At 71.4% G+C, this 10,296-nt stretch carries 14 protein-coding genes and 1 pseudogene; 5 read left to right on the forward strand and 10 right to left on the reverse strand.

All coding sequences use genetic code 11. From position 1 onward, the window contains the following. Positions 1-192, forward strand: a 192-nt coding sequence (locus AB0C78_RS18955; RefSeq protein ID WP_360749343.1) for a hypothetical protein, incomplete at its 5' end; no start/stop codon positions are given. A gap of 55 nt (positions 193-247) precedes the next feature. Here AB0C78_RS18955 and AB0C78_RS18960 read toward each other — a convergent pair. Further along, positions 248-1,033, reverse strand: a complete 786-nt coding sequence (locus tag AB0C78_RS18960) for a VOC family protein (protein ID WP_360749346.1) — start codon at positions 1,031-1,033, stop codon at positions 248-250. Positions 1,034-1,239: 206 nt separating this feature from the next. On the opposite strand from AB0C78_RS18960, the gene AB0C78_RS18965 reads away from it, so the two are divergent. The 3 genes from AB0C78_RS18965 (at position 1,240) to AB0C78_RS18975 (ending at position 3,717) form a co-directional block, all read left to right on the forward strand. Beyond that, complete coding sequence (locus AB0C78_RS18965) at positions 1,240-2,442, forward strand: cytochrome P450 (RefSeq protein ID WP_360749349.1); 1,203 nt, start codon at positions 1,240-1,242, stop codon at positions 2,440-2,442. 123 nt (positions 2,443-2,565) lie between these two features. Continuing rightward, the gene (locus AB0C78_RS18970; protein ID WP_360749352.1) at positions 2,566-2,922 is read left to right on the forward strand and encodes a hypothetical protein; all 357 of its coding nucleotides are present in this window, start codon (positions 2,566-2,568) and stop codon (positions 2,920-2,922) included. Positions 2,923-3,159: 237 nt separating this feature from the next. After that, positions 3,160-3,717 (forward strand): hypothetical protein, encoded by a 558-nt coding sequence (locus AB0C78_RS18975; protein ID WP_360749355.1) that lies wholly within the window; start codon positions 3,160-3,162, stop codon positions 3,715-3,717. A 17-nt stretch (positions 3,718-3,734) separates the two neighbouring features. On the opposite strand, the gene AB0C78_RS18980 is transcribed toward AB0C78_RS18975, so the two are convergent. From AB0C78_RS18980 to AB0C78_RS19000, 5 genes and pseudogenes are all read right to left on the reverse strand, one after another. After that, positions 3,735-4,085 carry an aldehyde dehydrogenase family protein gene (locus AB0C78_RS18980; RefSeq protein ID WP_360749358.1) on the reverse strand — a complete coding sequence of 117 codons (351 nt, stop codon included), beginning with the start codon at positions 4,083-4,085 and terminating at the stop codon, positions 3,735-3,737. Positions 4,086-4,308: 223 nt separating this feature from the next. Further along, complete coding sequence (locus AB0C78_RS18985; RefSeq protein WP_360749703.1) at positions 4,309-4,629, reverse strand: arginase family protein; 321 nt, start codon at positions 4,627-4,629, stop codon at positions 4,309-4,311. Positions 4,630-4,753: 124 nt separating this feature from the next. Further along, positions 4,754-4,948 (reverse strand): annotated as a pseudogene (locus AB0C78_RS18990) (arginase family protein); the annotation flags it as partial. A 430-nt stretch (positions 4,949-5,378) separates the two neighbouring features. Next, a complete protein-coding gene (locus tag AB0C78_RS18995) occupies positions 5,379-5,663 on the reverse strand; it encodes a hypothetical protein (protein ID WP_360749361.1) in 285 nt (94 codons plus the stop codon). After that, positions 5,660-6,166, reverse strand: a complete 507-nt coding sequence (locus AB0C78_RS19000; RefSeq protein WP_360749364.1) for a hypothetical protein — start codon at positions 6,164-6,166, stop codon at positions 5,660-5,662. The genes AB0C78_RS18995 and AB0C78_RS19000 overlap by 4 nt, the downstream gene beginning before the upstream one ends. A gap of 193 nt (positions 6,167-6,359) precedes the next feature. On the opposite strand from AB0C78_RS19000, the gene AB0C78_RS19005 reads away from it, so the two are divergent. Beyond that, on the forward strand, positions 6,360-6,920 hold the full coding sequence (locus AB0C78_RS19005; RefSeq protein ID WP_360749367.1) for a PH domain-containing protein: 561 nt from the start codon (positions 6,360-6,362) through the stop codon (positions 6,918-6,920). A gap of 236 nt (positions 6,921-7,156) precedes the next feature. Here the strand turns inward: AB0C78_RS19005 and AB0C78_RS19010 are convergent, their stop codons facing one another. The 4 genes from AB0C78_RS19010 to AB0C78_RS19025 form a co-directional block, all read right to left on the reverse strand. Continuing rightward, positions 7,157-8,182 (reverse strand): M4 family metallopeptidase, encoded by a 1,026-nt coding sequence (locus tag AB0C78_RS19010; protein ID WP_360749369.1) that lies wholly within the window; start codon positions 8,180-8,182, stop codon positions 7,157-7,159. A gap of 289 nt (positions 8,183-8,471) precedes the next feature. Continuing rightward, entirely contained in the window at positions 8,472-9,260 is a 789-nt protein-coding gene (locus tag AB0C78_RS19015; protein ID WP_360749372.1) for a response regulator transcription factor, read from the reverse strand. 13 nt (positions 9,261-9,273) lie between these two features. Then, positions 9,274-10,026 (reverse strand): thioesterase domain-containing protein, encoded by a 753-nt coding sequence (locus AB0C78_RS19020; protein ID WP_360749375.1) that lies wholly within the window; start codon positions 10,024-10,026, stop codon positions 9,274-9,276. Continuing rightward, a complete protein-coding gene (locus tag AB0C78_RS19025) occupies positions 10,023-10,277 on the reverse strand; it encodes a phosphopantetheine-binding protein (RefSeq protein WP_360749377.1) in 255 nt (84 codons plus the stop codon). The genes AB0C78_RS19020 and AB0C78_RS19025 overlap by 4 nt, the downstream gene beginning before the upstream one ends. Positions 10,278-10,296: the final 19 nt, after the last annotated feature.

Raw genomic sequence — 10,296 nt, forward strand, 5'->3', positions numbered from 1 at the left:
GCCGCGCCCGCCGCCGCCCTGCCGCTGGCGAGGCTGCTGCGGCCGCGGCTCACCTCCGTGCGCGTCATGGCCGGGCCGACGGCCGCGGACGTCGCCGAGCGCATCGACGCCATGGTCCGCGACCGCAGCCGCGACCCGTCGATCGTCTTCGAACTCGTCCGGGCCGAGATCGTGGTCCGCGAGTCGTCCTGATGGGAGCCCCCGCGGCCCGTGAGCCGAGCGGGCACCGCACGGCCGTGCTCGCCCTTCAGCGGCGACGGGCCGGCGCGATGACGCCCAGGCGCGCCCCCGCGGGGTCGGTCAGGATCGCGAAGCGGCCGGGCGGGATGTCGGACGGCGGGACGCGGACCCGGGCGCCGAGGCCGGCTGCCAGCGCGGCGGCGGCGTCGCAGTCGGCGACCTCGAAGTAGGGCGTCCAGCGCGGCACGGCATGGGGCGGCCACTGCTCGTCCATGCGGACCATCCCGGCCACCGCCCGGTCGCCGATCTTGAAGTTGGTGTAGGTCGGGCCGTAGTACTCCCGGTCGACGGCCCGCCAGCCGAAGACCGCCCCGTAGAAGGCGCGGGCCCGGTCGACGTCGCGGCACGCCAGCTCGACCCAGCACAGCGTCGACGGCTCTCCGGCCACCTCGGCTCCCTGGTGCTCGTCGGGTTCCCAGACGGCGAAGGACGCGCCCTCCGGGTCGGCGAACAGCGCCATCCGCCCGAACTGGGTGACCTGCACCGGCCCGGTCAGCTCCCGGCCGCCCGCCGCCAGGACGGCGTCCGCGGTGCCGCCGATTCCGGCGGTACGGAAGAAGCACGTCCAGGAGGGAGGCAGGGTGTCGTCGGCCATCGGCTGCAGGCCGGCGACCTGCGGCCCCTGAGGTCCCCCGAGCGTGCACATCTCGTAGTCGCCGAGCGTGTCCACGGTCACCGTGTAGGTCGACCAGCCGAACAGTCCGGAATAGAACCGCTTGGACGCCTCCAGATCCGGTGTGGCCAGTTCGGCCCAAGTCGGCGTTCCAGGTGCGTATTCGGTCACCTCCGGCATGGCACCCACGCTAGAAGCGGGCGCGCAATATCCACGGATGCCCACGTGACCGAGCGCGCAAAGACCTTTCCAAACGTCGTCTCCTTGACGCGCGCCGGAAGCGAATGCTAAACAGTCGTTCAGCATTAAACACCTGTTCAGCATGGTCCGTCGACCGCCGCGTCCGGCGAGACGGCCCTTCCCACGACCCCCTGGAGGTGCGGCAGGTGAACGCCGGCGGCGAGATCTACTGGGACCCCTACGACGCTGCGCTCGCGCAGGACCCGTACCCGACCTACCGGCGGCTCCGCGAGGAGATGCCGCTCTACTACAACGGCAAGCACGACTTCTACGCCCTCACCCGGGCCGCCGACGTGGCGCGCGGGCTGCCGGACTGGCGGACGTTCTCCTCCGCCCGCGGCGACATCCTGGAGATCGTCCAGTCGGGCCTGGAGATCCCGTCGGGCACCGTCATCTTCGAGGACCCGCCCACCCACGACATCCACCGCCGCCTGCTGTCCCGGCTGTTCACCCCCCGGCGCATCGGCATGCTGGAGCCGAAGGTCCGCGACTTCTGCGTCCGCACCCTCGACCCGCTCACCGGCCTGGACGGCTTCGACCTGGTCGCCGCCGTCGGCGCGGAACTGCCGATGCGCGTCATCGGCATGCTGCTCGGCATCCCCGAGGCCGACCAGCCCGCCATCCGCGACATGGTGGACGACTCGCTGCGCACCGAGGACGGCGGCCGCATGGACCTCGACGGCGGCGCGGTCCTTAACGCCGACGCCTTCGCCGAGTACATCGACTGGCGCCGCGAGCACCCGTCCGACGACCTCATGACCGAGCTGCTGACCGCCGAGTTCCAGGACGAGCACGGCGAGACCCGCACCCTCACCCGCGACGAGGTGCTCACCTACGTCTCGGTCGTCGCCGGCGCGGGCAACGAGACGACCGGACGCCTCATCGGCTGGACCGGCGCTGTCCTGGCACGCCACCCCGACGCCCGCCGCGAACTGGCCGCCGACCCGTCGCTGATCCCGGGCGCCATCGAAGAGATCCTTCGGTACGAGCCGACCGGCCACTCCATCGCCCGCTACGTCACCCGCGACGTGGAACTGCACGGCCAGACCGTCCCGGCCGGGAGCGCCATCGTCTTCATCGTCGCCTCCGCCAACCGCGACAAAGACCGCTACCCCGACCCCGACCGCTTCGACATCCACCGCAACATGGGCCACCTTCTCACCTTCGGCCTAGGCGGCCACTACTGCCTGGGCGCCGCACTGGCCCGCCTGGAAGGCAGGATCGCCCTGGAAGAGATCCTCAAACGCTTCCCCACCTGGGAAGTCGACTGGGACAACGCCAAGCTCGCCCAGACCTCGACCGTCCGAGGCTGGGAAACCCTGCCCCTGATCGTCGGCACGGCCCCCTGACCCCTTCCCACCGGCTCCGGTGACCGGATCCGGGCGCCCTGGCCACCGTCCCGCCACGCGACGCGTCTACCGGTTGTGCATCTTCGGCAGCCCTCTCGCCGTCCTGCCGTACTGGTGGCTGTGATGGCGGCCATCGCCGCCGTCCTGGTCGTGGTGGCGGTCGGCATCCTGGTGCACGCGCACGACGACACCCCCAAGCCCCGGCGCGCCGCCGTCCCGCCACCCACGGCGCCGCCCGCGACCTACGATCTGGCCGCGCGCCTGGCCTGTCACGACGCCCTCCTGGGCGTGGAAGGCACGGCCAGCGCGAACGAGACCGCCATGCAGCAGGCGGTGACGGCCGCCGAGGAGACCACGGTCGAGGCGCTGCGGGACATCCAGATCAAGTACGCGCCGACCGGCCGCCCCCCAGACGGCCCCACGCTGCAAGAGGCAGCGCGAGCAATAGCCCAATGGTGCAACGAACACCACGTAACCTGATCAGCCCCCACCGAGTGCGCTTGCGCGATGGCCTCTCCGTCCCCCTGTCCAGCACCGATCGCACCCCGCGGCACGCTCGGCCGTCGACCCCACTCCACGCCATGGGTCCCTCCCAGGTTCACGGCACGTCCCCTAGTGGCCACGGCGATGCCCGTGTCCGCGGATGGGTTGCTGCGGATCTCACGTCGCCGCTGGGATCGCCATCTCCAGGTCGGGCGGAACGAGAGGACGCGGCCGGTGCAGACACAGGACCCGGACGAGATCGCGGATGACGGGCACGGCCCCTGGCGCCGGCGCCTGGAAGTGCTCGGTGTGATCGCGGGTGTCATCGGCGCGATCGCAGCGGTGATTGCCCTGAAGCCGGTGGTGCTCCCAGACCATGGCGCAGCGGACGACCGGCCGACCCGATCGGCGACGTTCGCCTTCACCGATCCAGAGCCGGACACCGTGGTGAAGACCAAGTGCTCGTTCGAGGCGCGCGGCCAAGGGACCCCGCCCCCCGGCAAGAGCATCGCGGTGGCGACCCAGGAGTTGAACGAGCGGTACTACTTCGAATCGACCGTCCATATCGAGCAAGGCAGGTGGACGGTCCCGATCCAGGTCGGTACCTCCGGCACCCGCAAAGGAACGCGGTTTCAGCTGAGCGCGGTCTTGATGGACGCGACCTGGGAGCGTTACTTGGGCGGGGTGACCGACGAGCAGGGCGCGACCTACTGGTCCTCCGAGGCGCTGCCGCCCGGCGCCAAGGTGGTGGCCGCGGCGACGATCGAGACCAGCGAACACTGCAAGGACTAGCGCGCGGGTTGCGCGGCTTATTGGGTGAGGGCGCGGATCAGCTTTCTGTTGATGAACTCCTCGATGCCGGAGCGGCCGAGTTCGCGGCCGAAACCGGAGCGTTCGATGCCGCCGAAAGGGAGTTCGGCGCGTTCGGAGCCGGTGGGGGAGACGCCCTGCACGCTCGGGTCGGCGATCATGCCGGCGACCTGATCGTTGGTGGCGTAGACGTTGACGTAGGCGCCCGCGGGGAAGCCCGCGTCGAGGAAGATCTGCCCCAGCGCCGCGGCGGAGGCCGGGCATTGCGGGGCGTGCTTCAGCACGATGGTGTTGCCGGCCGCGAGGTTGGGGTGGCGAAGCGGGCGACCTGGTAGGCCGGGAAGTTCCACGGCGTGCTGCCTAGCAGCACGCCAACGGGGGGCGCCGTTCGCGGTGGAGGTCGGCGACCCGTCGCAGCAGGACAGTGCGGTCGGCGACCGTGCTGGTCTGGCCCCACGTTGCGGCCTCAGCGGCGGCGAGTGCGGTCTGGACGGGGGCGTCGGTGGCGGTCGGGTAGTGGCAACCACCTGGCCGGTCGCGGGCTCGGTGACGGTGAAGAGCCGCTCGGGCATGTCAGGCTTCCCGTTCGACCCGGCTCGCCAGGAGGGAGACGAGGTCGAGGCCGGCGAGACCGCGCAGGATCTCCAGCAGTTCGCGGCTGGTGAGTCCGCCGACTTCGGGGGTGCCGGTGCCCGGGGCGTGCGCCGGGTCCAGGACGTCGACGTCGACGGACACGTAGACGGGACGATCGCCGACCCGGGCCCGCAGCCGGTCGGCGATCTCGTCGACGCCCCGGCGCAGGACGTCGGCGGCGGTGTGGATGCCGAAGCCGAGGCGGCGGTCGTTCTGGGGCCCTTCTTGCCGTAGAGGGGGCCGCGGGTGCCGATGTGGCAGAGGGCCTCAGTGCCGAGGATCCCTTCCTCGACGGCGCGGCGGAACGGGGTGCTGTGGGTGTACGCGGCGCCGAGGTAGGTGTCCAGGTGTCCAGGTGGGCGTCGAAGTGGACCAGCGCCACCGGGCCGTGCCGTTCGGCGGCGGCCCGCAGCAGGGGTAGGGCGATGGTGTGGTCGCCGCCGATGGTCACCAGCCGGGTGCCGCGCGGCGGTGAGGTCGAGCGCGGCGGCCTGGACGGTGTCGATGGCCTCGCCGATGTCGAACGGGGCGACGTCCAGCGCCGGGTTGTCGGGCGCAGCAGCCTTGACGCCTCGCGCACGTGGGCGGGGCCGAACTGGGCACCGGGCCGGTACGAGACGCCGGTGTCGAAGGGGACCCGACGACGGCGATGTCGGCGCGTTCCACCTGGTCGAGGCGGGGGAGCCGGGAGAAGGTGGCCGGGCCCGCGTAGCGGGGGGGGGGCGAGCTGTCGATGGCCCCAGCGGGCTCATCATGGTCTTTCCTGACGCCATCACCGGCCTGCTGCTCGAGGTCGTCGGCGAGCGGGGAGCGGCCCCCTTGCCTGCGCCCGAGAAGCGCGCCCTCGAAGTGGCCGACTTCGTCCTGCGCGCCACGCTCGCCTGCCTGGCATACGACAGGAAAGCGCCGCCATCAGCACGCGCTGGACCACGCCGGCGACCACAGCCCCGGCGTGAAGCCGCTGCCTCCACCGGTCACCGCACGATGGGCGGGCGGCGGGCCGTCAGGAACTACTCGTCGGCCTGGTCCTCGTCGGCCTCGCCGATGATCATGGGACGGCCGGCCTGGTACATCGGTCCTCCCGTCCACACCTGGGCGGAGCCGCCGTTCCAGCGGACGAGCCTGACGCCCGACCCCTCACCCGAGGTTCTCTCGCGAAGCCGGACGCCGAGCAGGCCGGCCAGCACGCGGCGCGGCAACGAGTACCCGTCGATGGGCGGAGGAGCGACGCGGCGGGGGGACCCGCGGCCCATCGCGTGCCGCAGGGCGCGGCGCGGCGCCGACGTTCGGCTCATGGCTTGTCCTCCGGGAGTGCCTCATCCTCATCGTCCCCCTTCGCGGAGGAGATGTCCTCCGTGGGGGCGGGGGAAGACGCATCCGTGGAGTTCGTGATCAGTACCGGCGCGGGAGGAGGGCCGGGTGGGGGAGCACGGTCAGGGTCCCCGGCAGCTGGGGGATCGGGATCCTGGAGCGCTTCGTCCACCCCTGGAAGCGAGCCGACCTGGGCCAGGACGGCGGGCGCGGCGAAACCGAAGCCGAGAGCGGCGTAGGCGCCGCTGATCTGGTCGGTCGTGCTGAACAACCAGGCGGCGGCGGCTCCGAGCGGCACGCGGATCACCAGCAGCCAGACGTGCTTCGGCACGTCGACGTACAATTTCCAGCTCGGCGGTGATTCCTTAAGCGCGCCGGACTTGGTACGGCGTTCGCCTTGCCAGACCGTAATCCATTTGAACAAGTCCAGCGCTTCCACTAATGCGCCGCCGGCTGCGCCTATGAGCGTGTACTGCAACACCGACATGGCCTGAACCTAGCTCCGGCGCCCGAGTCGTTCGCTGGGGTGGCCGTTGCCGGACTGGCCGTAGCCGGACGTATCCCTGCTGTACATACCGACCTGTTCTAGGATGGTCCGGTCTGCCTCTGGGAGTGGAGTCGGAGCAGGACCGGCGGGGGGTGACGCGTTCGTTCGGGGGTGGAGTTGTAGCGTGCGCTCCGTGAACGAGTTGTGCTTCCGGGGGAGAGATCGATACCGGCCGTCGTGGCCGCATTTCGCGGCTCTGGGCCTCGGGTTGGTCGTCGAAGGGGCCTTGGCCTTCTCCCGGCTGGGCGTCGTGGGCTCGTGCTCGCTTCTGGGCGGGACGGCCCTGCTCGCCGGTCTCGGCATCGCCCTGGGGCTCCGGAGCTGGACCAGCGTCGGGCCTGCCGGCATAACCATCTGCCGGGGTCTCGGGCGTGGTCGTGTCCACCCCTGGCGCGAGATCCGGTGGATCGACGTACGGGAGACCAAGAGCCAATACGGGACGGTGCTCGCGGCGCGCATCACCCTCGCGGACGGGCGGCGCCGGTCGTTGCCCGCGCTCCAGCACAGCACCCGGTACCCCGACCCCGATTTCCAGGTGGACTTTCAGCGGGTGCTCAACTGGTGGGAGACGAGCACCGACGCGGCCGCGCGGTCACGGCCGCCGGAGCGGGCGCGGAAGCAGGCGACGCCCCAGACGATCGGGCTCGTCCTGGGCGTGCTCATCACGGTCATCGTCGTGCTCGGCGTTCGCTGAGCGGACCGTCCGGACGGGTGACCAGGACGCCAGGACGTCTCCGTGCTGGTCGTGGAAGGCGGCTGCACGACCTGCGGAGGCCAGGATCCGCTTGGACACTAGGCCGCCAAACTCGCGCGGTCGCGCATCGGCTCGGCGGCCGGATGCTCCGGTGCCGCCGAGCCGATGCGGATCCGCTGGTCGCGGCCGATGCCGACCGCGGGGACGCCGTTCAGGTCAGGCCGGCTCCCGTGCGGTCACAGGATGCCGCGAGCGGCGAACGCCGACTGCGCGGCCTGCGCCGCCTGCGGGCCGTACAGGCGCTGCGCCGCCGCGACCGTGGCCTGGGCGGCCGCCTTGAACGAGGTGTCCGGCGCGAACGCGAACTGCGCCTCGACGATCAGTGTGTCGGCCTTGGCGGCGCCGAGGGACTGGCGGATGTCCCAGAGCGCGCGCGACCAGATCTCGCCGTCGGCGTGGACCTCGCCGACGATGTCCTCGGGGTAGTGCTTGGTGCCGTCCAGCCTCCGCAGGCAGTGCGTCGGGCCAGGCGTGTAGGCCACCGAGTCCCAGTCGGCCACGCACGCCTCGGGCGTCTTGGTGGGCACGCCGGTCGCCCAGCTGGTGACCGCCACCGCCAGGTAGTCGCCGAACGCCTCGCCGATCGCGCCCGACTCGGCGTTCGTCCCGAACCCGGGGACCTGGCCGTCCTGCACGGAGTGCCCGTACTCGTGGACGATCACTTCGGCGTCCTCGGCGTCGTCCACGCCGCCCTTGCCGAGCGTGATGTTGGCCTTGTTCCCCTTGAAGAACGAGTTGTCGCCGCCGTACTGGTCGATCCGCAGCTCGATCTGCCGCTGGTTGACGGGGCGCAGCGCGGACCCGAACCCGAGATGCTGCAGATACCGCTGCGCGGTCGTCACCCAGTAGTACCCCATGACCTGCTCGAACTGGTCGGTGTCACGGTGGTAGGCGGGCAGCGCGCCGCCGGTGATCCGGACCGCCTTGCCGGTCTCGCTCTTGACCGCCACGTACCGTCCGGTCAGCGTCCCCGACCCGTCGAGGTCGGTGAGGGTGACGTTCCGGTAGGCGGGCGCCAGCGCGGCGTAGTCGGCGTCCTTGGCGTCGGTGAGCGACTCGTCACCGAGCTGCTGGACGGGATTCGGAAAGAAGACGGTCCCCGTGGCGGTGCCGCCGGAGTCCGCGGCCGAGACGGCCGACAGCGATCCCACGAGGGGAAACGCCATGACGGCCGCCAGGGCGAGACGTTGTGTCCTGCGCATGTGCGGACGCTATGGGCGGTCCATTCGGGGGGACAGGTCCAATTCGCGTCGGGTCCCAAGTCTGTCTGACCCTGCCCGCCGGGGCCGCCGAAGGCTGGCGAACTTTGTCCTAGAACGCCCGCCGCGAACTGATTACACAAGTCAGCGGAGGGCGCCGAGGCCAGCCGGATCCGGCCGTGCCGGGACCCGGCCGGCGTCTCCTCGCGTCCAGCCCGCACCACCGAGACGAGGAGACCCATGGCCCCACGACGGACCTCCCCGGCGGCGTCCGAGCCGGGGCGGGCTCTCCTCAGCGGCTGCCGGCGTGCCGTCTGATCTGGGCGGACGACATCTCGGGGGCGCGCGGCGACGTCGGCGGGGTCTCCGGGGCGCCGAGGCCGTACTGCACCGCGGCGCGGGTGAGGTCGGCCTTGTTGCGGAGGCCGAGCTTCTGCCGGATGCGCTGGACGTAGGTGTCGATCGTCGCCTTGGACAGGCCGAGCTTCGAGCTGATCTGCTTGTGCGTCCAGCCCTCGGCGACCAGGGTCAGCACCTGGCCCTCCCGCTGGGTGAGGCCGCTCTGCAGGACGACCGAGGCGGGGGCGGGTGGCCCGGTGGGCTCGCAGAAGAGCTCCCCGCCGACCGAGCCGAACAGGAAGAAGCGGTCCCGGGCCACGATGCTGAGGGCGACGATGAGGGTGCTGGCCTCGGTGGTCATGTCGAGGTAGCCGTGCAGCCCGGCGCGGATCAGCGTGGACAGCCGGTCGCGGTCGAGCATCTGGGAGATGCCGAGCACCAGGGAGCGTTCCGTCCAGCCGCGCAGGTCGTCGAGGAAGCGGTCGTCGATGATCTGCGGGAGGGCGAGCAGCAGGATGGGCGGCTCGCACGTTTCCTGGAGGAGCGCGTTCACTTCGCCGGCCGTCTGGATCGCGGTCACGCGGTAGAACTGCGAGGCCGACTCCAAGGCGCTGAGGACGCCTCTCATCAGAAGCGAACCGTCGTGCAGGAATAAGACGAGTTGCGGGGCGCGGTCGGCGTTGGCGGCGTCGATGATGTCGAGTACCGAGGGGGAGCGGATGTCGTCCGGTCTGTGTCCCAAGCTCATCAATCCTTCAGGGTGCCAGGTCTCCGAGCGTCTGTGCGAGGCGCGCTCCGAGGGCGGCGGGCGAATCGGTGGTGCGCCCGCCGTTCCCGACCTCGCGGTGGTGCGGTTCTCCTTTTCCGTGAGCCGCCCAGCCGGCCGCATGGCGGCGCGCGTTCGGGTCCCCCGGTCTGAACAGCGACGTGATGGCGGTGTTCAGGGGCGGCATCGGCCGGTGTTCGTACTGGGCGAGCAGTTGGTAGTCGGCGCGGAAAGCGGGCTCGAACACCTCGCGCATATCGTCGACCGCGGCGATCTCCGGCGGTATCCGGCCCTGCGAGACGAGCCGGCGCCAGAATTCCGCCGACTCCAGCGCCAGCAGTTCCCGAGGCGTGCGGTTGACGATGTCCGGCGGCGGATACGCGCTCACGACGAGGCGGACGGGCGCGGGACCGCCGAGCTCCTGGACGCGGTGCGCCACCAGGAAGGCCAGCAGGGCTCCCGAGCAGTCGCCGAAGAGGGCGTACGGGCGGGACAGGTGCGGGAGCAGCGCCTCGGCCAGCTCGGCCGTCAAGGGGGCCAGCTCCGTGCGCGGGGGCTCCCCGAACCTGGCCTCCCGGCCCGGCAGGGCCACCGCCCAGAGGTCGATCCAGCCGGGCAGCCGCCGGGCGAGGCCGGTGAAGACGTTGGGGCCGGCGCCCGCGTTGGGGAAGGCGAACAGCCGGATCGCCGGTTCCGCGGGATCCCCCGTCAGGCGCGTCAGCCAGAGGCCGTCCCCGGTCATTCGCGATGGGGGGCCGCGCGTCCGACGACCGCCGAGAACTCGCCGAGGGTGGGGGCGTCGAAGATGTCGAGGATCGTGAGCGAGCGGCCCAGGCGCTCGCGGACCCGGGTGAGGATCCGGGCCGCCGTCAGGGAGTCGCCGCCGAGCTCGAAGAACGATTCGTGGTCCCCGACCGGGCGCCCCAGGACCTCCGCCCAGATGGCCCTCAGTTCCGCGTCGGTGTCGTCCGGTGCCAGTGCGAAGCCCGCCATGCCGTCGCGTCCTCCCGGA

The organism is Actinomadura sp. NPDC048394, assembly GCF_040651755.1.
Classification (GTDB): Bacteria; Actinomycetota; Actinomycetes; order Streptosporangiales; family Streptosporangiaceae; genus Spirillospora; species Spirillospora montaniterrae.